Annotated in this window: 24 protein-coding genes, 1 tRNA gene, 2 rRNA genes, 1 pseudogene and 1 riboswitch (1 of these 29 only partly in view); of the genes and pseudogenes, 15 read left to right on the forward strand and 13 right to left on the reverse strand. The window is 48.1% G+C overall.

Going from position 1 to position 25,492, the window contains the following annotated elements; translation table 11 throughout:
* The first annotated feature begins 575 nt into the window (after window positions 1–575).
* The 4 genes from IPN28_12930 to IPN28_12945 are packed head-to-tail and all read left to right on the forward strand — an operon-like array spanning window position 576 to window position 3,847.
* Window positions 576–1,262, forward strand: coding sequence for an ATP-binding protein (locus IPN28_12930; protein ID QQS57134.1), 687 nt, complete (start codon window positions 576–578; stop codon window positions 1,260–1,262).
* Window positions 1,259–1,918, forward strand: a complete 660-nt coding sequence (locus tag IPN28_12935; protein ID QQS57135.1) for a hypothetical protein — start codon at window positions 1,259–1,261, stop codon at window positions 1,916–1,918. Before IPN28_12930 ends, IPN28_12935 begins: the two co-directional genes overlap by 4 nt.
* Entirely contained in the window at window positions 1,873–2,517 is a 645-nt protein-coding gene (locus IPN28_12940) for a hypothetical protein (protein QQS57136.1), read from the forward strand. The genes IPN28_12935 and IPN28_12940 overlap by 46 nt, the downstream gene beginning before the upstream one ends.
* Window positions 2,510–3,847, forward strand: coding sequence for a hypothetical protein (locus IPN28_12945; protein QQS57137.1), 1,338 nt, complete (start codon window positions 2,510–2,512; stop codon window positions 3,845–3,847). The genes IPN28_12940 and IPN28_12945 overlap by 8 nt, the downstream gene beginning before the upstream one ends.
* On the opposite strand, the gene IPN28_12950 is transcribed toward IPN28_12945, so the two are convergent.
* The gene (locus tag IPN28_12950) at window positions 3,804–4,850 is read right to left on the reverse strand and encodes a DNA cytosine methyltransferase (protein QQS58635.1); all 1,047 of its coding nucleotides are present in this window, start codon (window positions 4,848–4,850) and stop codon (window positions 3,804–3,806) included. The genes IPN28_12945 and IPN28_12950 overlap by 44 nt on opposite strands.
* Before the next feature lie 302 nt (window positions 4,851–5,152).
* Between IPN28_12950 and IPN28_12955 the strand changes: the two genes are divergently transcribed.
* Window positions 5,153–6,511, forward strand: a complete 1,359-nt coding sequence (locus IPN28_12955; GenBank protein ID QQS57138.1) for a hypothetical protein — start codon at window positions 5,153–5,155, stop codon at window positions 6,509–6,511.
* A gap of 88 nt (window positions 6,512–6,599) precedes the next feature.
* Here IPN28_12955 and IPN28_12960 read toward each other — a convergent pair whose 3' ends face one another.
* The 3 genes from IPN28_12960 to IPN28_12970 all read right to left on the reverse strand — a co-directional run bounded on the left by IPN28_12960 (window position 6,600) and on the right by IPN28_12970 (window position 9,639).
* Window positions 6,600–7,436 carry a hypothetical protein gene (locus IPN28_12960; protein ID QQS57139.1) on the reverse strand — a complete coding sequence of 279 codons (837 nt, stop codon included), beginning with the start codon at window positions 7,434–7,436 and terminating at the stop codon, window positions 6,600–6,602.
* Between the two features lie 380 nt (window positions 7,437–7,816).
* The gene (locus IPN28_12965; protein QQS57140.1) at window positions 7,817–9,349 is read right to left on the reverse strand and encodes a site-specific integrase; all 1,533 of its coding nucleotides are present in this window, start codon (window positions 9,347–9,349) and stop codon (window positions 7,817–7,819) included.
* 213 nt (window positions 9,350–9,562) lie between these two features.
* Window positions 9,563–9,639, reverse strand: a tRNA-Met gene (locus IPN28_12970).
* Between the two features lie 190 nt (window positions 9,640–9,829).
* A riboswitch (TPP riboswitch) is annotated at window positions 9,830–9,922 on the forward strand.
* On the opposite strand from IPN28_12970, the gene IPN28_12975 reads away from it, so the two are divergent.
* From IPN28_12975 to IPN28_12995, 5 genes are all read left to right on the forward strand, one after another.
* Entirely contained in the window at window positions 9,920–10,627 is a 708-nt protein-coding gene (locus IPN28_12975) for an FAD-dependent oxidoreductase (protein ID QQS57141.1), read from the forward strand. It overlaps the preceding riboswitch by 3 nt.
* Window positions 10,597–10,971, forward strand: coding sequence for an FAD-dependent oxidoreductase (locus IPN28_12980; protein ID QQS58636.1), 375 nt, complete (start codon window positions 10,597–10,599; stop codon window positions 10,969–10,971). Before IPN28_12975 ends, IPN28_12980 begins: the two co-directional genes overlap by 31 nt.
* On the forward strand, window positions 10,934–11,134 hold the full coding sequence (gene thiS / locus IPN28_12985; GenBank protein ID QQS57142.1) for a sulfur carrier protein ThiS: 201 nt from the start codon (window positions 10,934–10,936) through the stop codon (window positions 11,132–11,134). The genes IPN28_12980 and thiS overlap by 38 nt, the downstream gene beginning before the upstream one ends.
* Window positions 11,135–11,139: 5 nt before the next feature.
* On the forward strand, window positions 11,140–11,547 hold the full coding sequence (locus IPN28_12990) for a hypothetical protein (protein QQS57143.1): 408 nt from the start codon (window positions 11,140–11,142) through the stop codon (window positions 11,545–11,547).
* 18 nt (window positions 11,548–11,565) lie between these two features.
* The gene (locus tag IPN28_12995; protein QQS57144.1) at window positions 11,566–12,375 is read left to right on the forward strand and encodes a thiazole synthase; all 810 of its coding nucleotides are present in this window, start codon (window positions 11,566–11,568) and stop codon (window positions 12,373–12,375) included.
* A gap of 242 nt (window positions 12,376–12,617) precedes the next feature.
* On the opposite strand, the gene IPN28_13000 is transcribed toward IPN28_12995, so the two are convergent.
* The 3 genes from IPN28_13000 to IPN28_13010 form a co-directional block, all read right to left on the reverse strand.
* Entirely contained in the window at window positions 12,618–14,750 is a 2,133-nt protein-coding gene (locus IPN28_13000) for a sodium-translocating pyrophosphatase (protein QQS57145.1), read from the reverse strand.
* A gap of 307 nt (window positions 14,751–15,057) precedes the next feature.
* Window positions 15,058–15,204: a hypothetical protein gene (locus IPN28_13005; protein QQS57146.1), complete on the reverse strand. Its 147-nt coding sequence runs from the start codon at window positions 15,202–15,204 to the stop codon at window positions 15,058–15,060.
* Between the two features lie 144 nt (window positions 15,205–15,348).
* Window positions 15,349–15,558: a cold-shock protein gene (locus tag IPN28_13010; GenBank protein ID QQS58637.1), complete on the reverse strand. Its 210-nt coding sequence runs from the start codon at window positions 15,556–15,558 to the stop codon at window positions 15,349–15,351.
* 285 nt (window positions 15,559–15,843) lie between these two features.
* On the opposite strand from IPN28_13010, the gene IPN28_13015 reads away from it, so the two are divergent.
* Window positions 15,844–16,374, forward strand: a complete 531-nt coding sequence (locus IPN28_13015; GenBank protein QQS57147.1) for a cyclic nucleotide-binding domain-containing protein — start codon at window positions 15,844–15,846, stop codon at window positions 16,372–16,374.
* Window positions 16,375–16,398: 24 nt separating this feature from the next.
* Window positions 16,399–17,100, forward strand: coding sequence for a DUF4304 domain-containing protein (locus IPN28_13020; protein ID QQS57148.1), 702 nt, complete (start codon window positions 16,399–16,401; stop codon window positions 17,098–17,100).
* Here the strand turns inward: IPN28_13020 and IPN28_13025 are convergent.
* Window positions 17,097–17,339 carry a hypothetical protein gene (locus tag IPN28_13025; GenBank protein ID QQS57149.1) on the reverse strand — a complete coding sequence of 81 codons (243 nt, stop codon included), beginning with the start codon at window positions 17,337–17,339 and terminating at the stop codon, window positions 17,097–17,099. The genes IPN28_13020 and IPN28_13025 overlap by 4 nt on opposite strands.
* 86 nt (window positions 17,340–17,425) lie before the next feature.
* Window positions 17,426–18,127, reverse strand: a complete 702-nt coding sequence (locus IPN28_13030; protein QQS57150.1) for a hypothetical protein — start codon at window positions 18,125–18,127, stop codon at window positions 17,426–17,428.
* A 99-nt stretch (window positions 18,128–18,226) separates the two neighbouring features.
* Between IPN28_13030 and IPN28_13035 the strand changes: the two genes are divergently transcribed.
* Complete coding sequence (locus tag IPN28_13035) at window positions 18,227–19,333, forward strand: PA0069 family radical SAM protein (GenBank protein ID QQS57151.1); 1,107 nt, start codon at window positions 18,227–18,229, stop codon at window positions 19,331–19,333.
* Between the two features lie 365 nt (window positions 19,334–19,698).
* Window positions 19,699–20,604 (forward strand): nitronate monooxygenase, encoded by a 906-nt coding sequence (locus IPN28_13040; GenBank protein QQS58638.1) that lies wholly within the window; start codon window positions 19,699–19,701, stop codon window positions 20,602–20,604.
* A 126-nt stretch (window positions 20,605–20,730) separates the two neighbouring features.
* Here the strand turns inward: IPN28_13040 and IPN28_13045 are convergent.
* A pseudogene (locus IPN28_13045) lies at window positions 20,731–21,441 on the reverse strand (hypothetical protein).
* A gap of 147 nt (window positions 21,442–21,588) precedes the next feature.
* On the opposite strand from IPN28_13045, the gene IPN28_13050 reads away from it, so the two are divergent.
* Window positions 21,589–22,101 carry a GNAT family N-acetyltransferase gene (locus tag IPN28_13050; GenBank protein ID QQS57152.1) on the forward strand — a complete coding sequence of 171 codons (513 nt, stop codon included), beginning with the start codon at window positions 21,589–21,591 and terminating at the stop codon, window positions 22,099–22,101.
* Window positions 22,102–22,108: 7 nt separating this feature from the next.
* On the opposite strand, the gene IPN28_13055 is transcribed toward IPN28_13050, so the two are convergent.
* From IPN28_13055 to IPN28_13065, 3 genes are all read right to left on the reverse strand, one after another.
* Complete coding sequence (locus tag IPN28_13055; GenBank protein QQS57153.1) at window positions 22,109–22,648, reverse strand: hypothetical protein; 540 nt, start codon at window positions 22,646–22,648, stop codon at window positions 22,109–22,111.
* Between the two features lie 49 nt (window positions 22,649–22,697).
* Window positions 22,698–22,812: ribosomal RNA gene (gene rrf / locus IPN28_13060) — 5S ribosomal RNA — on the reverse strand.
* 121 nt (window positions 22,813–22,933) lie between these two features.
* Window positions 22,934–25,492 (reverse strand): 23S ribosomal RNA (locus IPN28_13065) (it continues 188 nt past the right edge of the window).

Raw genomic sequence — 25,492 nt, forward strand, 5'->3', positions numbered from 1 at the left:
TTATTTCAGGGCGAATTGGTTGCGGGGGCAGGATTTGAACCTGCTTAGCACAACCCTTATTCAGTGCAGGTTATACGGTTTATGGTTAGCATTAGGTCACACCTCAAGGTCTCACCTTTACCACAATATGTCAATCGACTCTATTTTCGATTTTAAAGCTCGCTGGTGAGTCGAAAGCCTTCTTGGTAGGTAGGAGCACCCAAAGCCCTAAACGCTCTGTACGAGCCTCCATGAGTTAAAGAGAGTCCGCCCTACAAATCACCTGTGCAATTCCCATCACAACATTTAAAACAATGTCGCTACGCATCATACAATACTTTCCTTAGCTTCCAGTCACAACAGATTATGAGGTTATGTAGAAGCATTGAGCAATCAGGCTTTTAGTTTCAGTATTTTAGCGTAAGACACCACCCCTAGGGGGACTTTTCGCTGCATTCTAATTTTAATGCTTCCACAAAAATCTAAGATATTTTTCTGATTAAGACTTTCACGAATTGATTAAGTGTTACTGGTGAACAACATTTTATAAGTGTAAAATTGCCTGCGGACGCAACCCATTTTTATTGTTATGAAAAATGCAAGATCGAGAAACAGACAAAGTTATAGCCTTCGCTCAAGAATTACGCAAAATACAAGACAGCGGCGAAGAAGCAAAAACTATTTTAGCCACAAGTGACAGGGTTCTGGCCAGAATTACTGATGGTATATATAGGCAACCATCATCTGCACTAAGAGAATTAATTTCTAATGGATACGATGCAGATGCCACAGAAGTAATCATACAAACCGACGCCCCTCGTTTTGAAAAAATAACAATTCGAGACAATGGCAATGGAATGACGCATGAAGCGCTATCAAACCTCATTCACAATATAGGCGGGAGCATTAAGAGAACGGCGCGTGAAGATGGCTTTGGGGTTGTAGACAAAAATGATCCAACCCTTAGTCCTGTCAAAAAAAGAAAGCTGATCGGAAAAATTGGTATCGGTCTTTTCGCCGTTTCTCAACTAACACAACATTTTCAAATTATAACCAAAAGAAAAGGTAACAATTTTCGTCTGGTTGCCGATGTTATACTAAAAACATACACAGAAGATGACTTACAAAAACTTAAAACCAGAAAAGGAAATAAATTTGAAACAGGGACCGTCGTTGTAAAGGCAATTAAAGACCCAAACACAAAAAGTCATGGAACAGACATTATTTTGCTTAAGTTGAAAAAAACTCCCAAGATTTGCTTAAAAGCAAAGAGAAATGGATGAGGCTTTATGCCTCTGAAGGTTCAGAGGACGAAGGAGTAGAAGAAGAACCTGCCTATCATATTGGAAAACTAAATATTAAGGATGGAACTACTATTGAACGCGCCGCAAAACTTCCATGGAAACCAAAAGATAATCCAGAAGAAAAATTTTATAAACTTACTCAAGCCGTATTGGATCAAGTGGGTATTAAATATCCTAAACCAAAATTAGCAGACATATTTGACAACTACTTAAACACAATATGGACGCTTAGCCTTTCAGCCCCACTTACGTATGTGGAAAAACACCCATTTGATATTGATTCAACAGATGGGATACGCGCCTTTATGCTTTCTAACGGCAAAGGGCAAGCCCAAGAAATAGAGCTAAAAGGTAAAAAGTCCATACGTGATATTGCGGACCTCAATGCTCCCGAAAGACAGCAAAGCGATACCTTTAAAGTATATTTTGATGATGTGCTCTTAAGTAGACCTATTCTATTTAAAAGACTTCCAAAAACAGATCACACTATAAAAACGCCTTTAATTTTTGTTGGAAAATGCACTCCAAACTTAGGAAAAATACCAGAAGAAATTAGGGGTGGAAACTTATCTTTTGAAGCATATCTTTTATGGAACTCAAAATTGTGCCAAATGAGCACAATGGCGTTCTATTAAGAATACACGATGCTTCAGGAGCCTTGTTTGATGAAACATTTTTAAAATACCAAGTTTCAGAACAAACCCGCCTAAGGCAACTAACAGCAGAAATTTTTATTAAGGAAGGATTAGACGCTGCTTTAAATATAGATAGGGAATCTTTTAACTACGCTCATCCACACTATCAATTTATAACCCAATGGCTCCACCGCGCCATAAGACAGTTTACCAATAAACACAAGGCACTCGGATCAGAAATCAGAGACTTAATTAAAACAGCGGAGCAAAAAAAGCAAAAATCTAGAATTAATGAGTTAGCGGAAAAACAATGGGAAAAACACAAAAAAAGCGATTATTCAGATGTGCCAAAAGTAAGGTTAGTAAGCGATTCCGAAGTAAAAAACGAAAGAGCTGCAGGCAGGATTGCCTTTAATAAAAAGAACGTAATTCCATCGACGGTTTCTTCTTCAAAACGTGCAGATACCGCTATAAGAGAACAAAAGATCGAAGTTCTAGTTACAATCCTAAGCGCATATAATATTCTCGAAGATATGGCATTTGAAAAGCAAGAAGAATTGATTAAATCTATAGCAGATTTGTTCTTAGGAGATGAGTAGTGAAATGCCTGAGATAAAAGACAATGATGATGCAGAAGACCTTTTACAGGAGATATATGACGAGAAAGTTCCGCAGCACTCAGTTATATCAAAGCGCGACTTTAAGCCTTGGCATAATCCTAGAAAACACTGGGTAAGAATTCACCAACTATGTAGCTTAGCTCAACGGCTGTTTAAAGATATAAAGCTTCCAGACGATACCGTTCGATACTTAACTTTACCGGGAGAGGAACTTCTCGACATTCAAGCACTGCAAGCGATTGCCAAAGCAGAGGCAGAAAACCCTTTAGATATTCAACCACCAGAAATAACTGCCAAAGCAGGCACCGAAGAACTTTTAGATATTCAAGCTGTGCAGGGTACTTTAGAAGGAGTAAAAGGGAAATCTCTTAAGCTTAAATATATAGGCTTTAATAATGTCGGAAAAAATAAAAATCGCATAGCTGCACAGGAGCACACAGAAAGCTTTTTAAAAGATATGGAAACAATCCACCAATCCTCACGTATTATAAATGGATTAGTTCAGAATATTGCTAATGAACAATCCGACTCTTATATGTATGTCCGCGATAACGGGCCATACAATATTATTAATCTTGATCTTTGTAGTTGTATCGCAGAGCAAAGACCACCTTCAGAAAATAGTACTTACTTTGATGCTATCGGTAAAATTCTTGAATTACAACGCGCCCAAATGTCTCAGCCGTTTATGATGTTCATTGCAACAAGGACCGAGCCTCAAGATATTCAGCCAGACTCTTTAAAAAAAATCATTAGCGTGTATGATAATAATTTTAAAGAAAATGCCGAGTTTAAAAGAAAATTTGAAGAACTAGTGGTACAACAAGCTGAAGAACTTTTAAATAGGTTGCGTGCGGGAGACACAGTCCCTCAAGAGGCTCTAAATAAAGTGTTCGGAGTTGGTCTTGGAAAGTGGTTGCTGCACTTAATGAAGCCGAACCCTCCTCACTGGGATGTTACGCTAGAACACATATGCTGTTACAGCATAGGCAGCTACGAGGACAATATGCTGTCACTTGCTTTCAAATTTACTCAGGTAAATGTAGGGATACTTGATAGGATAGGCCTTATAAAGATGGTTACAGGTGTGAAAACCCAAAAAACAGAAGCTGAGCTAGCCACAGAAATGCTCGAAAAATGCGAAACCATCATAAACGTTGATACATTACTTCAAAGTGATTCAGTCCAAAAAGACAAAATTATAGCACAGACAGGACGCTTGCTAGGAAACGCAGGATATTCCGCAGAGCATTACACTGATTGGGCTAACTCGCTTTTTTTAAGTCCTCAAATAAGCGCAACTGGCTGAGCAATGATTTTGCTATAGCCTGAGATAAAGGTGGAGGTACAGCTTCGCTAACTTGAGTTATTTGCTGGGATAAAGTTCCAGTTAGAACATAATCTTGTGAGAAACCTTGTAAAAGCATTGCTTCATAAATGCTCAAGCGCCTAGTGCCGGAAGGGTGTACATGTACTTCTCTGTTACCATACGCCACAGTAGGACTAGGCTTATTCCATCGCAAAGTACGAAAACTTCTTCCAAAAGACTGTCCTTCAACCAATACGCCTTCCAGACTAAATTTTTTAGACTTAGGTTGCATGCACCAATGATTTGGATGGTACGGAATGTCTACAGGATTAAGCTTGCGGGAAAAATAAACAGGCTTTGGTAAATTACCTATCGCCTCTTTCACTGTAATCGGCAATGATTTAGACTTAATTCTCTCAGGCGGTTTCCATTCCGCATCAACATAAATTTTTTTATTTAATCCAACTATAATAAGCCGCTCGCGGTTTTGCGGCACACCATAATGCACAGCATTTAGCATTGACGTGTAAACATTAAATCCGCACTCTTCAAAACTTTTTTTAATTTCTTCATATGTATCTCGATGCTTTTCACCAAGAAGACCTTTGACATTTTCAAATACAAAAAAATGAACCGGGCTTCTTTTATTTAGCTCTTTTAACAAAGCTGCATATGTCAAAGAAAGCTTGTTTCTTTCATCTGACTTTTTCTTGTTTACATTAGAAACACTAAAACCTTGACACGGCGGCCCACCGATAACACCTACTGGGGTAAATGGACCACCATATAAACGATCCATTTCTTTTAGGGTAAGGTCATTAACATCTTGAACAAAAGCATGGCTCAATTTTCGATTGACGTTATATGAAGCAATGCTATCAGGACGTATATCGAAAGCTAAACCAACTTCAAACCCCTTTTTTTCAAACCCTATATCCAGCCCACCGGCACCACAAAACAAACTGAGCAATACAGGTTTATGCTTAAGTGAGCGTTTTTTCATACAATTCAAGAGGTTGGAATTTGCAAAGGAATAGCACAATGTTTTAAACATTGTGCTTGGCAGTCCTCTTATTGTAAAGAGTGAAGTTACTATTCCTAGTAGTTGCCTCCAGAAAACTAAAAAAGATAGATGCCTGCATCTAAACTAGAGAAAGCCAGAGATTCAGTGGCGAAACAAAAACCTAAGAAGCTTCGCTTCCGACCTCATGCTTATTTGATTTTTCCGATGACTAGAAAACGCCTATGTAATCTATAAAAGCATTACGATTACTATACAATAAATTTCTAAGGAACAAAAACTAAATGAACTCAAAAAACAAATCCAGACTTAAAAACTTCTTAGAAACTGCAGCTAAGCTCTCTTATCCTGAAACAGAATATTCCAAGCCAATAAATTTTTCACTCGACTATGCATCCAAACACGGCAAGTTTTTCGATCCTCTATTTAAGCAGATTAGCGAAGAGATTGAGGAGCAGGAAAGCAGAAACCGAAGAGCAGAAGACGTAAAAAAACGATTTGAATATGCCGTTAGAATATTAATTCTAAACATGATGCAAGCCAGAACCTTAATGAAAGGAAACTTATATCTGTGCATTCCTCTCAACAGAAATAATTTCAATCTTGGCAATCGCTATACACCTAAAGAAGTAACATTTAACCCATTTAAAGACGCGGTTAATGGTTTGATAGAATCTGGCTATTTGACAATACATAGGAAAGGATTTCATGATACTGAAGGCTTCAATGGCCCACTTCAAACACAAATTTCTCCTACCGAAAAACTGATTTATCAATTCGAGAGCTTTAAAAAGGAATTTTCTTACATTAAATCGAACAAGGCGAAAGACGAGACCATTATCCTTAAAGCGCCTGATAAAAAGAAGCAGGATTACAAAGACAATAGCTTTACAAATCGAGCACGAAAAAATCTTGATCTTATCAATAACACGCTAGCAAAACATGATCTCAAAATTAATGTAACAAATAGCGAGAAAGCCCAGCTAGAAAGTTCTTTAATAAGCCGCCATATTAAAGATCACGAAACACAGCCGTTTATAGATTTCACAGCCAAAAAACTTTACCGCATTTTTAGTGATGGAAGCTTTAAAAGAGGCGGGCGATTTTATAGAGGATGGTGGCAGAATGTGCCCAAAGAGTTCCGCAAATTTATCACCATAAATGATAAAGGAACTATCGAACTAGACTATACGAGCCTGCATCCGTCGATCCTTTACGCAAAAGAACAACTACCTTTAAAAGGTGATGCATATAAAATTCATCCGAAAGTAGCGCGTAGATTTGGCAAGCAAGCATTCAATGCCCTGCTAAACGCTAAAGGAAAACCAAAAAAACCATCAGATTTTAATGAAGATGAGGTTGGTATAAATTGGTCAAATTTTCAAAAGATGATGATGGAGAAACATCAAGCTCTAACAGATCGCGACTATTTCATGAAGGGTTATGGACTCAACATCCAGTTCCTTGACTCACAACTCACGGAAAAAGTTCTGATATACTTTGCCAACAAAAATATACCATGCCTACCTATTCACGATAGTTTTATTGTCTGCAAAGATAATGAGCTAGAGTTAAGTAATATTATGAAAAAAACTTATAAGGACTTATTTCAGTCGGACATTCAGATAAGGAAAAAGGGATAATAAGTAATAATATAGTAACCCCACCAACTCCCCCACTACTAAGATAAGTTTTATATAAACAATTCATATAATTGGCTTTTTCAAAATTTTAAAAATCAACTAGTGTTACTAGATAAGATGCAAGAAGCCCCCGTGTTCCCGAATAAGCCAACCTCTCAGCATTTTTCAAATATTTAATTATCAAGGCTTTTCTGGCCCAAGCCTCAGTGCTACTCCCACTCATAGCAAGACTTAGATGGAATCTCGGAGGAATGCCCTCAAACAGCCCCGGAACATTTTTTACTTCAAAATCAGGATCAGGTGAAAAAGCAAAATCAAGCGCAAGACTATAAGCAGTGATATAAGCGGTATTGCTTGCTGTCAGGGCTGCATCAAAAAGAGTCCATTTGCCATTTGCTCTTTGCCTAGCAATTTCTTCCATTTTAGCGACACGAGCCTGATTTGTTAACTGCCCGGATTCGGGGTTTATTATAGATGTATCGGGTAATATACCAAATCCCGTCATTTCCTGTGTGTCGGCCATTTCTGGCTCATTAGGAAAAGACTGATAAGTGCTATGCACAACCATCCGAGCTTTAGTTTCCAATACCAGAACTCTTGCATTCTCTATGGCCAGAAAGACATTCCAGATACTTATCGTTCCCAACGTCAGCAATAACAGGGCAACGCTTCTTGTAATCTGCCTCTTTAGCAACAATTTAAAACCAGAGCCATGAATTTTGTTATTTCTTTCCAACCACTTATGCAGAACTATACCAATAAGAATTGAAAATATTGACTTTGGTACTATGTCTACATCCAAACCGCTTATTGCAAAGCTTGAAATCCATGCACAAAAAATATGTAAGATTAAGGCGCTTATAACAATAACGTAAGGATGCTTTGTTTGAACGGCAATTAACACAATAACAAGAATGAGCAACATCTCTTTCGTCCTCTGCGAAAACTAAACGGCCACCAAGATTGCTCTTGGCAGCCGGGGAGTTTGTAACCGCTCAGTGAACGGCGCAGCCTATTTGCTTGCGCTTTTGTATTCAGCCGCCTCCCCGACCACAGGTCGAGAAGGCATCGCTTGATAACGGCCTGATGCTAGAGGCCGCACTGAGAGGGGTTACAACGCCCCGGAGCTTCTATTGAAGCTCTCCCAGCCAAGGTAAAGACAGGGCTGGAATCCGTCAATCATCATCTATTCTTCTATATACGGGCCACATTAATTAAGTAATTGATAAATAAGGGCAAATTTTTAAAGATAAAAATGTCCTTGTCTAAACGAGGGCTACACTGAGATAGATGCTCTATAGCCCTTTAATACGGCAGCTTCTCTATCGCATCCTTGAATGTAGGCAGGTGCTCAACGCCGTAATGCGTGTAAATCTGTGTCGTCACCGTATCCGGTTCATGGCCAACGAGAGATTTGATATTGGCTTCGTCTACACCAGCAGCACTTAGGTAAGTAATAAAACTGTGCCGCAGGCTATGAAGTGTCTTCTTTTCGCTCTTGAGCCCCAGAACTTTAAGATAGCGTTCATTAAACCAGCGCCCAAGGTTGCGCCCCCACTTCTCATGCTCTGTATAGGTAAGATCGTAAAGCAAGCGCGGTTCATACCCGCCCTCATGCTTAACTTGGCCTTGCTTACCACGGGCTTCTTCCACAAACTGAAGAAAGCCTTGATCCAGCAGTGCGGAGTGAACGGGAACCACACGCTTAGAAGCAGAGGTTTTTAAAGCCTTCCCTTCCTCCTCTTCATCCGTTATATCGAAATACCAAATACCTGTAGCGGTATCCTGCTTAACATCGTCCGGCAAAAGACCTGCAATTTCGTTACGCCTTGCCCCTGTATATACAGCAATCAAAGCGCCCCAATAATTTGATTTATTTTTAACAAGATTATCATCGCTAAGACCCATGATAATCTTAGCTACCTCGTTCTTATCAAACATCTCTCGGCGACGAGCTTTTTTCTTCTCAGCCTTGATGCGTATTCCCTTAAAAGGATTCTCGGATATGTAACTGTTGCGCTTGGCCCATTCAAACAAGCTCTCAAAATAGGAAAGATATTTGTTAACAGATGAATTGCTAATAATTTCAAGCCCATTTTCCTTAGCTATTTGAATCTGCTCTGTCAAAGCCTTACCTGCTGTCAATTTCGCTTTATTCCGTCCTTTCGGAGTAAAGCGCAGCAAGGCTTTTGCTTCTTGCACCTTAGCAGAATCTAGATGCCCTATTTGATAGTCCTTGCCCAACCAGTCAATAAGGTACTTAAGGCAGTCATATTGCTCGGTATAGCTTCGCTTGGTTAGTCCAGACTTGATTTCATCCATATAAGCCAAAATAACACTCTCAAGCTTATTTTCAGGCTTGTGATGATGAATTGCCTTGATAGTATTATGAGGTGTTATATTAAGGCTAAAATCCGTAACGCTCTGGTTATAGGCTAGGAGGTCTCTGATATACGCACGTTTAACATGTTTGTAATTTTTTCTTAAAAGCTGGTACTCATCGCTGTCAGGAGCAAATGACAAGCCGTGATGTTCCATAATTTTGACTAAGTCATCTTTTATTGGATCATATGACGGGTCTTCATACTCGGCACCCATTAAATCCATAATATCGTCAGCATCTTCCTTGCTAACCACTTCCCACTCATTCAAGGCGTTTTGCAGATTTTGGATATTCTGTTTGGGTAAAGGCCCGCTTTTATCAAGCTTGCTCTTAGTTCGCTCAAGAACCTCAGCATAATAGCCTTTTAACAAAGCCATAATCTCGGCATGGTCCATTTGCTTCATATCCAGTTCTGCTATCAACTCAGACGTATGATACTCAAGAGCCTTAGCCAATCTCAAGGCTTCCCTTGGGCATCGTGTCTTAAGGGACAGATTCACACGGTGAACCCTATCCAAACCCTTGATCGGCAAAGGATAACGAAAATAAAAAATACTATGTCTGGATTTGATAAGATAGCTCGGATTACGCATTTCAGGTCGCACCTCTCGGTATGACCGCTAACCTGCTATGATTTTATGAAGTAAAATCAATGACTTAATAAGAATTGGTTGCGGGGGCAGGATTTGAACCTGCGGCCTTCAGGTTATGAGCCTGACGAGCTACCGGGCTGCTCCACCCCGCGTCACCAAGAAAAGGGCCGGATTGCTCCGGTGAGATGGGTTATATAGAGACTGCCCGCAGAAATCAAGCGCACACACCGACATTTCTCTAAAAGACCGAAAAACCGATGCCTCTCAAGGGAGGTGCGCGGAAAGCAAAGCGCAACCTTGATTGACTTTTCCAGCTAATATCACCTATTCTGTGCCCCGAAGACAACTCACCGGGGGTGCGCGAAGGCGCTGAGAGCAAACCCTTCGGACCCGAACCGGATCATGCCGGCGTGGGGAGTGTGAGAGGCAAGGATGAACGAGAAACGCCCGCAAAGCATCAATATCCTCGGCGCAGGCATCATGGGCCTGAGCGCCGCCTACGCGCTGACAAAAGCCTGGCCGGAATCAAACCTCACCATCATCGACCCATCGCCCGCCGTCAACGCCAGCCGTCTGGCGGGCGGGATGCTCGCCCCCTACTGCGAGTGCGACCACCTGCCGCCCGAATACATTCCTGCAGGCCTGGAAAGCATACAATTCTGGAAAAATTTCTCGAAGGAAACCGGAAACCAATTCGAATTCGCGCAGGAGGGAAGCCTCCTCGTCTGCCACGCCGAAGACCGGCATATGATGGAGCGCCACAAAGCCCTCCTCCCTCCGCAAAACCGTGGCGCCCCCGTTGACCTCGCGGCCACCGAACCGCATCTGGCCGGACGCTTTGGCGAAGCTCTCTTCATTAAGGGCGAGGCCCACCTCCACCCCGCAAAGGCAATGAATGCGCTTGTAAGGGCGCTGAAGGAACTGGGCGTGACCCTCGCGGACAAACAGACAGACTCGAAACCCGATTTAACCATCGACTGCCGTGGCCTGGGCGCGCAAGACGACGAGCCGAAGCTGCGCGGCGTTAAGGGCGAGCTCCTGATCGTCCGCAACCCGGATTTCGCCCTCAAGCGCCCCGTCCGCCTCATGCACCCGCGCTATCCCTCTATATCGTCCCGCGTGAAGATCATGTCTTCATGATCGGCGCCACGATTATCGAAAGCGCCGACGATTACGTCAGTCTGCGCTCCGGCCTTGAGCTGATGAGCGCCCTCTACAGCCTCCACCCCACCTTCGCCCACGCGCAGGTTCTGGAAATGAAGGCCGGAGTGCGCCCCGCCTTCCCCGACAACCTGCCCCGCATCACCTGCGAAGGCGGAGTAATCCGGGCCAACGGCCTGTTCCGCCACGGCTTCCTGCTGGCCCCCGCAATGGCGACCTGCATCCGCGACCGGATCGCCGGGATAGAAAATGGCATGACCGATTTATTTATCAAGGACCGCAAAAATGAAGATCACCCTCAACGGCGCCGAAAAACCGCTTGAGGCGGAAACGCCGATTACGGCCCTGCTCGAAAGCCAAGGCTACGCGGGCAAGCTCGTCGCCGTGGCGGTGAACGGCACGTTTGTGCCACGCACACAGCACAAAGAAACAATCATAAAAAACGGCGACCAGATCGAAATCGTCGCCCCGATGCAAGGGGGGTAAAGCTAATGACCAATGAGGTAATTATTAACGCAAAAAGTACTCTTGCACTTAAATTTCATGGGCCTGAATTCGACTCTAAAGGAGTGATGCAAAAATATTCCGTAACTATAACAGCTCCTCATTTTTTTTCATCCGTTCAAGTAACAAGGCACCCTTACGAAACCCCTCCATACGATTTTTTTGAAGAAATGAATAAAGAATGGAAGGGATGGCAAGGTTTAAAGGTATGGGACGCCATGACAGGAGAATATTCCATGTCAGCAAGTTTTAAACCCACAGGCCTTATACTGCTTGTCGCAGATATAAATTCGCAGACAAGCAATACTGACTGGAAATCAACATTAGCCTTACCGATCGAACCCGGACAACTGGACAACTATACTGAAAAAATTAGAAACTTTTTTCACCGTTGAAAATCAAAAGAAAAATAAATGTTTAATCAAGACAGCCTTAATATAAACGGCATAGTATTAAAGTCCCGCCTCTTCCTCGGCACGGCGGGCTACCCCTCGCCGGAAATCCTCCGGCAGGCGATCGAGGCCGCAAAGCCCGGCCTCATCACCGTTTCCCTGCGCCGCGAAAGCGCGGCGGGCAAGGGCCAGAAATTCTGGGAAATTATCAAGAGCCTCGGCGTCCCCGTCCTGCCCAACACCGCCGGATGCCACGGCGTGCAGGAGGCCATCACAACGGCGGAAATGGCCCGCGAGATTTTCGAAACCAACTGGATCAAATTAGAGGTCATCGGCGATGATTACACCCTCCAGCCCGACCCCTACGGGCTTGTAGAAGCAGCAGAAAAGCTGATCGCCAAGGGCTTTAAGATCTTCCCCTACATGACGGAGGATTTGATCCTCGCGCAGCGCCTCGCCGCGCTGGGCTGCGATATCCTCATGCCCTGGGGCGCTCCCATCGGTTCGGGCCGCGGATTGAATAACATTTACGAACTCAAACTCCTGCGCGACCGCTTCCCCAAAAAAACATTGGTCATCGACGCAGGCATCGGCGCGCCCTCCCATGCGGCGCAAGCGATGGAACTGGGCTATGACGCGGTCCTTCTGAACACCGCCGTCGCCAAAGCGGGCGATCCGGTAAAAATGGCGCGTTCCTTCGCGCAGGCGATAGAGGCGGGCCGCACGGCCTACCTCTCCGGTGTGATTAAACCGCAGGATCAGGCCACCGCCTCCACACCCCTGATCGACCGTCCCTTCTGGCATCAGGAAAAGGACACAAGCCGCAAATGACCCGCATGAGGCGAGTCATCCGCGGCGCATTCCAGGCAAACAACCCAAATTCCGGTTTTTGATCGCCCCGGATCGTAGCGATTGCAGGCTTCATTTTTTGCTACGGCCAGACTCGCAATTCAGCGCCACTTATCAACAAGGGGATCATTTGTTCTTTGATAACAAAATCAACAAGATGCTAACCAAAACAAAAGAGCCCTTCTCAGGGCTCTTTTCAAAAAAAGAAGGAATGTGGATAAGCTTTAGTGGCCCACAACGAACTTCGCCACGATCGCCACCAGCAAAATTGCTACAATATTAGCAATCTTGATCAACGGGTTCACCGCCGGTCCGGCCGTGTCTTTGTAGGGATCGCCGACCGTATCGCCGGTCACGGCGGCCTTGTGGGCATCCGAACCCTTGCCGCCATAATGGCCTTCCTCGATATATTTCTTGGCGTTATCCCACGCACCGCCGCCCGACGTCATGGAAATCGCCACGAAGAGACCCGTGACAATGGTTCCAAGAAGCATCGCGCCCAGAGCCTGGAACCCGGCCATCATACTGCCGCTCAGCAGCGTGATGGCACCGAACACCAGAATAGGCGCAACGACAGGAAGCAAAGAGGGAACGATCATTTCCTTGATCGCCGCCCGGGTCAGAAGGTCAACGGCCTTGCCGTATTCCGGCTTGCCCGTGCCTTCCATAATGCCCGGGATTTCCCTGAACTGACGGCGCACCTCGACCACGACGGACGAAGCCGCACGCCCCACCGCCGTCATCGACATCGCACTGAACAGGTAAGGCAGCAAGCCGCCGAGGAACAACCCGATGACAACGTAAGGATCCTGCAGCGGGAAGGTGATGTCGGCATAATGGGGAAGATAATGCTTGATCTCCTCGGTATACCCGGCAAACAGAACCAGAGCCGCCAGACCGGCAGAACCGATCGCATAGCCCTTGGTCACCGCCTTGGTGGTATTGCCCACAGCATCCAGAGCATCCGTGGTTTCGCGAACCGAAGCCGGCAGGTCGGACATCTCCGCAATCCCGCCGCCGTTATCCGTGACGGGCCCGTAGGCATCGAGCGCCACGACCATCCCGGCCAGCGAGAGCATACTGGTCGCCGAAATCGCAATACCGTAAAGTCCGGCAACGACAAAGCCAACCCAGATACCGCCGCAGATAATCAGAACGGGAATAGCCGTCGATTCAAGGGAAATCGCAAGCCCCTGAATGACGTTCGTTCCATGCCCGGTTTCAGAAGCCTTGGCAATCGTCCGCACCGGACGGTAAGCCGTCGATGTGTAGTATTCCGTAATCCAGACCAGAAGCCCGGTCACGGCAAGACCGTTCAGAATACACATATAAAGGTGATTAAGGCCGATGATTTTGCCGCTGGCCAGAGGCAGTTCGGCGGGAATTCCCATCCCGTAAAGCCCGAACGCGATCAGAACGGCAGAAATCAGGGCGCTGGCGATAAAGCCTTTGTAAAGCGCACCCATGACATTCTTGCTCGGCCCCAGCTTGACGAAATACGTCCCGGCGATCGACCCGATAATGCTTAATCCGCCGATCAGAAGCGGCAGAACCATCATCGATTCAACGACGGACGGATGAAACGCGCTGAACGCAATCAGCATCGTCGCCACAACCGTCACAGCATAGGTTTCAAAAAGGTCCGCGGCCATCCCCGCGCAGTCGCCCACGTTATCGCCCACGTTATCGGCGATAACCGCAGGGTTGCGGGGATCATCCTCGGGAATCCCCGCCTCGACTTTACCAACAAGGTCAGCGCCCACATCGGCGCCTTTAGTGAAGATACCCCCACCCAGACGGGCGAAAATGGAAATCAATGAGGCTCCGAAACCAAGCGCGACCAGACCTTCGAGAATTTTGCGAAGAATGGGCATCCGCGCTTCGCCCACCGCGGCATCAAGCCCGAAAGACGATTGCAGGGCAAAAAAGTAAAACGCCACACCCAGAAGCCCGAGACCGACAACCAGCATCCCGGTAACAGCTCCGGCCTTGAAGGCCACATCCAGAGCTTTATCCATGCTCTCGGTCGCCGCCTGCGTGGTACGCACGTTGGCACGGACCGACATCATCATCCCCGCATACCCGGCAACGCCTGAACAACCCGCCCCAACGACAAACCCGATAGCGACATGCGAACCGAGAAGAACGGCAAGCAGAATAGTGACAACCACACCCACGATCCCGATCGTCGTATATTGGCGGTTGAGATAGGCCGAAGCACCCTCCTGAATGGCGGCGGCGATTTGCTGCATCCGCTCGTTCCCCGTACTCAGGGACAAAATTTGCTTGGACGTCACGACGCTGTACAAAAGAGCCAGAAAACCGCAAAGCGTGATTACAATATAAATGACCGACATCTCAACCTCATAAAAGTAATAATTAAGCAAAACAGCTTGATGTCTTCTTCAAGACTTCAAGAAAACTAAAGTTTTTGCTATGGAAGTCAAAGGGTTTTTTGGAGGTCGGGCCGCTTTATCCAGTTGAACCGCAAGGAAAAATATTGCCGTGCAACAAAAACTCTCTCTGCCAAAAAAATCCCAAGACCCTGTTTTATACGGAGGGACAAAGACCCGATCAAGACATTTTTTTGGCGACCGGAACCCCGACCGCCAAAAAACAAAAACATCTTAAAAAAATCTAAAAGCGGAAGTAGCCCTGAGGACATCAATCCTGATTGACGTCTTTCTCACTCACGGCACAAACCTCATCCTGATTATCGTTGGACGAGCGTTTGCGAACCTTGGGAATCGTCCGCTCCACTTCATCGGGAACGAACATCACACCGCCGGACGCAGAAGCATAAGCCCTCATAATTTCCCTCCTGACAGAAAATTTTCACTTGGGTTGTGTGCAAGGATTCTACAACGCCCGAGAGGCTCAAACCAAGCAAACAACGCGCTGCAAAGCACAAATAATGTGACGCACTGCGAAAAAAGTCCGGGAGGTTAAGGTACTTTAGCCGGAAACTTTAAGGTTTGCAGCCGCCTTTTTGCCGCGGTTTTCGCGGATTTCATACTGCAGCTTCTGTCCCTCTTTCAGGGTCTGAAGACCGGCAGCTTCAACGGCGGAAATGTGAACAAATACGTCAGGCCCACCGTTATCGGGAACAATGAAACCAAACCCTTTATTCGGATTGAACCACTTTACGACACCACTTTGTTCCATCTTTAGAACTCTCCAAAAAATAAAAATTAAACCAAGCTCTTCAGAAATTCGTGAGCTTACTGGTGAAGAAGCGCCGTGTTCCAAAGATCAATGTCAGGATTTATCGTTTTTTTCGGATTTTCGCAACAAGAAAGTCATAGAAAAAGAGAGATCAAAGCCCTCAAGAGCCTATGGATAAAACGCCGAAGGAGAAAGGAAGAACATTCATAAAACAACAAAAACTGCTAACTTTGTTAAGAATACCTCCTAAAGGCCTCTGTTTCGGCCCTTTTATTGTGTCTAATTATGAGCAAAGCCGCAGACGTCCTCGAAAGGTCCGCTATCCCCGCAGGAAAAGTCTTCCTGAAGGCCGGGGAGGAAAACTCACGCGCCTACGTGATTCAAAGCGGCCTGGTGAGTTCTTTTATGGAAATAGAGGGGCGCAAAATAGAGGTGGAGCGCCACAGCCCGGGCACAATCATCGGCGAACTCTGCCTTATGGTCGATAGCCCCATACCCTTAAGTTACGAGGCCGTCGAATCGACAACAGTGGTCACGATCACCCGCCAGGACTTCCAGAAACGCCTGACCCGCGTCGATAAGACGGTCGTTAAAATCCTCACCCACACTGTTGAAAAACTCGCCGCCCACGAAAAAGTTGAAATCGAAAAGGCGATCAAGCGCTCCGAAATCGACGACGAGGCGCAGGCGCTCGCACTCGTCATCCTGAAAAGCAAATCCCTGACCTTCGACCAGCAGGTCCACTATGAGCGCATGATTCTCCCGCCGATCAATGATATGATCAAGGCGATCAAGAAATTCAAGGCCGAGGCTTGATTCTTCTTAGCTAAGGCGGGGCACATGGACAGCAAGACCGTCAATCGCGCCATTAAGGACATCATCCGCCCGTTTCTGAAGGCGCGGGGATTCTCGCACTTTACGCCGCGCAACGGCTGGAGGTTTTCAGGAAATCAGACCGATGTGATCAACGTTCAATCCTTCAATTCCTGTCTGGCAGAAAATATAGGCTGCACCACCCATTCCTTTTCCGTCAATCTCGGCTGCACGCACAGCGCCTTCCCCCTCTTCCGTCAGGGAAAAATCAAAACGGCAAAAAGCGGCCACCTTCTGTTCGAGGAATTCCGCTGCCCCTTCCGCCTGACATTGAAACGGACGATCCCGCAGCATCTCAGTGGCGGCCTTTTCAAACGAAAGTTCCGACGCAGGGATATCTGGTATATCGGACCGAAGGGGGAATATCTTGAGGAGGCAATGACTGATGCCCACAAACAAATCGAAACCCTGGCCCTGCCGTGGTTCGAAAACCTGCAGAGTGATGAAAGAATGTTGGATATTCTTCTCCACAGCGATGAGGAGATGGACTCGCTCTGGGGTTTTGGCCGTAACCCTAGCCCCATGCGCTCCTACCTCACCGGATACATGGCGCACCATCTGGGGAAAAACGACCTGGCCCGCACACACCTGAACGCCGTTCTGGATTCGCAGTCCTTCGCAGATGAAAAAAACGCAATCAGGGAAGATTTGAAAAAGCTCAACTCTTAGGGCTGTGGATCGGAGCTTTTCTTCTCCTCCCCGTGCGGGCAGCATCCGCCCTTCATCGATTTTCCGATCAATGACATCGCCACCGACCCGATCAGCACAACCGCGAAACTGACTCCGACCTTGACGAACGCCTGTTCGGAAACAGCATCGGGAAACCAGATATACAAAAGCGCCACAGCCATGAGCGACACGACAAGCAGCCAAAAAATGATATGAACGTAAGACGGCATTTTCTGCATGGCGCACCTCCGCAATCAAGCAACGCGTCAACCTCCATAGAATAGCGCAAAACAAGGCGGAGAAGGAGAATAAAAAACAGGCCCGCTTAAAGTTTCGGCGGCCCGGTCACGGGAGCCGCCTCCTTAGGCGCGGGAGCCGTTCCTCCCGCAGCAGGAAGCAGACTCTGAAACCCGCCATTGGCATTGCGTGAGAATGAAATCTCCTCGCCCACCCGCTGCGCGGCACCAAGCTGCACGGCGATAATATTCTCAATGTCGATCGTCATTTGATCGCCGGGCTTCCCGGTCGCCAGATGGCCCAGCTCATTCGCCAGAACCCCCTCGACGGTCACCGGATGCAGCCCCCCTTGAGCATCGAAAAACCGCGCCCCGCGCAGATAATCCGTGCCGATCTGGATCGCAAGCGGATAATCCCGCCCGTTAACCCGCGCAAAGGCCGTATTGGCGCTATTTTGAACCTGCCCGTCAAAGGGGCGGTCATGCTGCGCGATCACAAAACGTCGATTCGGCCCCATGATCCCTGCCTCCCGCAGCGTATCCGCCATCCCCGACTGAACATAGACATTCCGCCGCGCGGCGATATCGCCGAGAAGCTGCTGCCCCGTCAGCGTTTCCCGTGTAATCCGCCCGGTATTGGGATCCTGCCGCGCATACTCGAATCGCGCCGTTTGCATATAGTCGAGAAACCGCTCCACCCGCGCCCGCAAATCGGGATTTGAAATCTGCAACTCAATGCTGTCGCGCCAGTTGACCCTTGTCCCTGCCGGAGGTTGATTTGCGCCGCCCATACTTCACCCCATAAAAATTATTGATTTGCGGAAACTATAAATCCTCCGAAGAATTTTTGCAAATGCAAAAAGAACAAATATAGAACAGTTTCGCGTTTTATGCTACAACAGGCCATGTCAGAGATTCTCCATCATCAGCACAAGGCCCGCGGCGCGACCGATAACCCGTCCGGCCGTTTTGAAAAACTGGAGATAGATTTCACCAAAACCGACCGCGCCGACTGGCCCGGCGACCTGGAGGAGTTTGAACAGGCACCCCTGAAAACGCAGTTCTTCCGCGACCACAGCAAATCCGTGCTGGTTTACAACGACAGCCCCGATATCGGCCCCGGCGTGATGCTCAACCCCTATCGCGGCTGCGAACACGGCTGCATTTACTGCTTCGCCCGCCCGAACCATGAATATCTCGGCCTCTCCGCCGGACTCGACTTCGAAAGCAAGATTTTCGTGAAAACCGACGCCCCCGCACTCCTGAGAAAGGAGCTGAACGCGAAAAAATGGACCCCGCAGATGATCGCCCTGAGCGGCGTGACCGATTGCTACCAGCCTATCGAACGCAAACTCAAACTCACCCGCCAGTGCCTCGAGGTTCTGGCCGAATTCAGGAATCCCGTCGGCCTGATTACCAAGAACCACCTCATCACCCGCGATCTGGATATCCTCCAGGATATGGCGCGCTGGAACGGGGCGGCCGCCTATATTTCCCTGACCACGCTGGACGCGGATCTGCAGAAAACGATGGAACCGCGCACCTCTCCCCCGAAGGCCCGCCTTCGCGCCATAGAAACGCTGGCCAGGGCCGGAATCCCCGTGGGGGTAATGACCGCCCCGATCATCCCCGGCCTGACCGACCACGAACTCCCCGACCTGCTGAAGGCCGCCGCCGAAGCCGGAGCGCAAACGGCGGGTTATATCATCGTCCGCCTCTCCCACGGCCTGCGGGATTTGTTTCAGGATTGGCTGGAGACAAACCTGCCCCTCAAGAAGGACCGCATTCTGGGCCGCATCCGCGACGTGCGCGGCGGCAAGCTGAACGACACGCGCTGGGGCGTCCGCAAGACGGGCGAAGGCCCGTATGCGGAACTCATTGCCGAAACCTTCAGGCAGAATGTAAAGAAATTGGGCCTCGACAAACCCCGCGCCGCACTATCCACCAAACACTTCCGCCCCGTGCCGGAGGATGGTCAGTTGAGTCTGTTTGATTAAATTATTTTATGAGTGCGAAAGACCAACAACAGCAATCGTTGTGCCTATCCAAAACTGCCAATGCGAAAAAATAACTTTCTCACAAAAAACTCTAATTTTAGGCTTTATCCGCCTCCCGGTGTCTATAATCACTACTTTAGAAACAGGATCATTTACAGGGGTATAGGGCTCACCCTCCCACCATTCTTGAACAAGCTTAAAAATACGCTGAATATTTTTTCTCATAGGCAGTATGATAACAAAACTATATCTATGAATATATAATATTATGAAAATAAAAACACATGTGCACAATTTAATGGTAAGCTGAAGTGACAGCCAATAACCTAACAAAAAATCTCACCCTCCCCCTCATCGCCGCGCCGATGTTCCTGATCTCCAACCCGGAGCTGGTCATCGCCGCCTGCGTCAACGGCGTCATCGGCGCCCTCCCCGCCCTGAACCAGCGCACGACGGAAGGGCTGGACGAATGGCTGGCGCAGATCGAAACCGCTCTGAAAAAGGCTAAAACCGATAACCCGCAGACCAAAATCGCGCCTTACGCGGTGAACTTGATCGTCAACGCCGCCAACCCCCGCCTGCAGGCCGATCTGGACATCTGCATCAAACATAAGGTTCCGGTCATCATCACCTCCCTCGGCTTGCGGGAGGACATCATCGGCGCCATCCACGCCTACGGAGGATTAGTCCTTCACGATATTTCCACCCTCCACCACGCGCACAAGGCCACCAAAGCGGGCGTTGACGGATTGATCGCCGTCACGGCGGGCGCGGGCGGCCACGCCGGAACCCTGAACCCCTTCGCCTTCGTCAACGAAATCCGCGGATTTTACGATGGGCTTCTGATCCTCGCGGGCGCTCTCTCGCACGGCAAGGATATTCTGGCCGCGCAAGTGATGGGCGCCGACTGCGCCTATATGGGCACACGCTTCATCGCCACAACCGAATCCGCCGCCGATCCCGCTTACAAGCAAATGCTCTGCGACTCCACCAGCGCGGAGATCGTCTACACCCCCGCAATCAGCGGCGTGCCGGGCAACTTCATGGCCAAAAGTCTGACGCAGGCGGGCTTCGACCTGAACGAACTCAAAAAAGCCGAGGCTGACGTAAAAAAACTCAAACTGTTACAAGAGGAAGCCAAAGCCTGGAAAACCATCTGGTCGGCGGGGCAAGGCGTGGGCAGCATCCGTGACATCCCCGCCTGCGCGGAATTGATCCGCCGCCTGAAACACGAATACGATACGGCGCTCTCGCAAATAAAAAATACTTGAAAAACAATATGCTGAAAAATATTATTCAGCGGACGCCTGCGTCCCGGAATAATCCCCGCCCTCATTCTGCGCCGATTCATCGTCCCGCTTCTCCTCACGGGGCGGATTCAACCCAAACCACAGCGGCCAGCGCTTGACGGGCATCAAATGCCGGACGGGCGTTTTCACCACGATAATGAGAATCCCGATCGACAACAGGCACCAGATCGCCGCCACCTCGTTTGGATTATCGGTCAGCAGCATGGCCAGCCGCGGTCCGACCAGGAAATGATAAATCGTAAACCGCCAGGAACCGTAAAGAAACGGCAGGATGATCCCCGCAATCATATAAGTCGGGTAAAGCGTCAGGAAATCCGTCCACGTATCGCCGACGAGGAAATTGGTCAGCCCGTTCACCGGCACCTCCCACGCGATATGCCAGTTGCCGCTGACAGAGCAAAGCTGCCGCGCACACATCTTTTCACCCAGCGCACACTGCCCCGCCCACTCGAACGGATAAAGCTGCAGCAGCATCACAATCGCCGATACGAAACAAATCGTATATACCGGAATCTCGATGCGTCTCCGTACGTTATCGGGAATAAAGTACATCGAAATCAGGTTGATGAAGAACGGCTGGAACGTAATATGCAAATACCCGAAGATCGTGGCGATCTGGTTGGACGGCAGGCTGCACAGGTTAATCACGCTGTAGGTATAGGCCTGCAGCATCTCCATCAGGGAAAAATAGGCCAGAGAAATGTAAAGACGCGGACTTTCGCGCTGATACGCGGCATAGGCCGTCGTGGCGAACCCCAAAGTGGCAAGAACCGCCGATGCTTCCCCGCTCCAGCACATGAGCGCAAAAATCCCGAACTGACCGATCCAAAAAACTGCCAAGAATTTAAGGGGTTACAGAAAAAATGTAAAGAATTTGATACGCTGTTTTTGCTGAAAAATAAGCAAAAGAAAGCTATAGAATAGAAATGATGTTAATAATAGAACATGAGACCCGAATTCGACCGTAACGCGCAACTCACCGTCCGCCAAATCGGCCCCGCCGACGGGGAGGCGTACCGCGATTTTTACAAAAGCCTTCGCGATCCGCACCATTTCAGCGGGATTTTAGAGGGCAGGAACCTCGACGACCCGGCAACATGGCAAGCCCTGTTCGAGGCCACCACGGTCACGGGCGACTTTGTGATGTTCGGGATGTTCGACAAGGACCGCCTGATCGGCCAGACCTCTATTCAATTCATCAGGAACGGGGAACAGACAACCGCACTGTTCGCAGGCTCGGAAATGGCGGACGACCGCCGCGGACAAAGGCTGGTGGATAAGCTTTATCAGGCCCGCAAGGAGTATCTTGAGGCCATCGGCTTCGAGGGACCGATCATTACGACCATACCGCCAGACAACGGCCCCTCCCGCGCCGCCGCCGAACGCAACGGCTTCACTGATTCCGGCCGCACCGACGAACACGGCTATTGCATCTATGTTCCAGAAGATTGGGGGTAATCAAAGCTTACTTACAATTTGATAAATAGAACTCATAATCCTCTAACCAAATATTCTCGCAGTAAGCATTCTCTCCATTCTTTTTAATTTGCCGATACAAAACTTCTGGCTTCAAATACCTAGAAAGTTCTAAGCCATCTTTTTTAATTTTATTTACCAAAGGAAACAGTATATTTTTTATGTCATCCGCCCGACCATACTCAACTTCATCGTACTCTCTTATACCCAAATTTTGAGGCCGATACCTCCATGAAAATCTTGAAAAACGAAAAACAGATATTTTTTCTTTTACGGGATAATCACTAATTAATTTTGGATACCCTGAGACCTGCTCTTTCTCAAGATTTCTTAAAAATTTATGACGTAATAATAGAGACAAATTAGTGCACTGGCACGCATTAGAAAATTTCCCATGCCACCGTTTGATAACAAGCTGTGTTTGCCCGTCTTCCAAAACGAAATTGTTTTTATCACGCACAAAGCCGACACCTATAAGGGGTGCCGCAAAGTAAGCATCAAAACAGAGATTAAATTGTATGGCTTTCATAGACAAAGCACCGCAAACAGGTTTGAAAATGTAAACATGAGCTGGGAAGATCCGGCAGCGATCGACTCTCCCACATCTTAAGATGCAGTACCATTGACGCTAAGAGGTTTCACGGACCTGTTCGGGATGGGAAGGGGTGTTGCACTCCTGCTGTAACCACCGGATCATCCGAACTCATTTTTCTCCAAGTTAAGGAACTATCAAAGTGCCTGTCATTCCCGCAACGGGTTGACCGCTGCGCGTGACCCGGAAAGGATTTTCCCGAAAGAAAACCTTTGCGGATAAGAATTCAAGCCGATCGAGCAATTAGTACTGGTTAGCTTCAAGCGTTGCCGCTCTTCCACATCCAGCCTATCAACGTCATAGTCTATAACGGCTCTGATAGGGAGTCCTGGTATTGAGGTTCGTTTCCCGCTTAGATGCTTTCAGCGGTTATCGAGTCCGTACATAGCTACCCAGCGCTGCTCCTGGCGGAACAACTGGTACACCAGTGGTACGTCCACCCCGGTCCTCTCGTACTAAGGGCAGATCCTCTCAAGACTCCAACTCCCGCAGAAGATAGGGACCGAACTGTCTCACGACGTTCTGAACCCAGCTCACGTACCTCTTTAAATGGCGAACAGCCATACCCTTGGGACCTGCTACAGCCCCAGGATGAGATGAGCCGACATCGAGGTGCCAAACAGCGCCGTCGCTATGGACGCTTGGGCGCTATCAGCCTGTTATCCCTAGAGTACCTTTTATCCGTTGAGCGATGGCCCTTCCATGCGGAAACCACCGGATCACTATGACCGTCTTTCGACACTGTTCGACGTGTCAGTCTCACAGTAAGGCGAGCTTATGCCATTGCACTCAAAGGACGATTTCCGACCGTCCTGAGCTCACCATCGCGCGCCTCCGTTACTCTTTAGGAGGCGACCGCCCCAGTCAAACTACCCACCACACAGGGTCCCGGATCCGGATAACGGACCTCGGTTAGACAACACAAGAGCAAAGGGTGGTATTTCAGTTTTGGCTCCACCGAAACTAGCGTCCCGGCTTCAAAGCCTCCCACCTATCCTACACGTTACAATCATGGTGCCACTGTGAAGCTATAGTAAAGGTTCATAGGGTCTTTCCGTCTAACTGCGGGTACGAGGCATCTTCACCTCGAATTCAATTTCACTGAGTCTGCCCTGGAGACAGTGGGGAAGTCGTTACGCCATTCGTGCAGGTCGGAACTTACCCGACAAGGAATTTCGCTACCTTAGGACCGTTATAGTTACGGCCGCCGTTTACCGGGGCTTCAGTTCGGAGCTTGCACTCCTCCCTTTAACCTTCCGGCACCGGGCAGGCGTCAGACCCTATACGTCCACTCGCGTGTTCGCAGAGCCCTGTGTTTTTGATAAACAGTCGCTACCCCCTGGTCTGTGCCCCCCGTCAAAAGTTGCCTTCTGACAGGGCTTGCTTATCCCGAAGTTACGCAAGTAATTTGCCGAGTTCCTTCAGGACAGTTCTCTCAAGCGCCTTGGTATTCTCTACCATCCCACCTGTGTCGGTTTAGGGTACGGTCTGTGTGGAGGCTATTTCCTGGATGCCCTTCACGGCCCTTCCAATCCAATAAGGAAGAACAATTTACGGACACCGTCACACATCCACTGGCCCACGAATATTAACGTGGTTCCCATCGACTACGGCTTTCGCCCTCGCCTTAGGGGCCGGCTCACCCTGATCAGATTAACTTAAATCAGGAACCCTTGGGATTTCGGCGAGAGTGTTTCTCACACTCTTTATCGTTACTCATGTCAGCATTCTCTCTTCTGATACCTCCAGATAACCTCGCGGTTATCCTTCGCAGGCTTACAGAATGCTCCGCTACCACGCACACAAAGTGTGCATCCAAAGCTTCGGTAGACGACTTAAGACCCGTTACATCTTCGCCGCCAGACGTCTTATTTAGACCAGTGAGCTATTACGCTTTCTTTAAAAGATGGCTGCTTCTAAGCCAACTTCCTGGTTGTTATGGACATCCGACTTGCTTTTCCACTGAGTCGTCATTTGGGGACCTTAGCTGTTGGTCTGGGCTGTTTCCCTTTCGACCACGGACCTTATCACCCGTAGTCTGTCTGCTATGATTACACTCTTCGGTATTCGGAGTTTGGTAAGGTTTGGTAAGGCTCGCGCCCCCCTAGCCCTTCCAGTGCTCTACCCCCGAAGGTGAGGTCATAACGGTCTACCTAAATAGATTTCGCGGAGAACCAGCTATTACCCGGTTTGATTGGCCTTTCACCCCTAGACACAGATCATCCCACGACTTTGCAACGTCGATGGGTTCGGTCCTCCAGTTGGTGTTACCCAACCTTCAACCTGTCCATATCTAGATCACCGGGTTTCGGGTCTAATCCGTCATACTGAGCGCCCGTTTAAGACTCGCTTTCGCTACGCCTACGCCTATCGGCTTAAGCTTGCATGACAGACTAACTCGCTGACCCATTATACAAAAGGTACGCGGTCACACCTTAATGGTGCTCCCACTGCTTGTAGGCATCCGGTTTCAGGTCTATTTCACTCCCCTTATCGGGGTTCTTTTCACCTTTCCCTCACGGTACTTGTTCACTATCGGTCGATTAGGAGTACTTAGCCTTGGAGGATGGTCCCCCCATGTTCAGACAGAATTTCACGTGTTCCGTCCTACTCGAGGACTGCTCTGTTTTTTACCTGTACAGGACTATCACCTACTTTGGTGTGACTTTCCAGACACTTCCAGTTATTACAGAACAGCCGCTGGGCTGGTCCCGGTTCGCTCGCCACTACTACGGGAGTCTCGGTTGATTTCCTTTCCTCTGGGTACTGAGATGTTTCACT

The organism is Alphaproteobacteria bacterium, from assembly GCA_016699735.1.
Taxonomy (GTDB): domain Bacteria; phylum Pseudomonadota; class Alphaproteobacteria; order Micavibrionales; family Micavibrionaceae; genus JAGNKE01.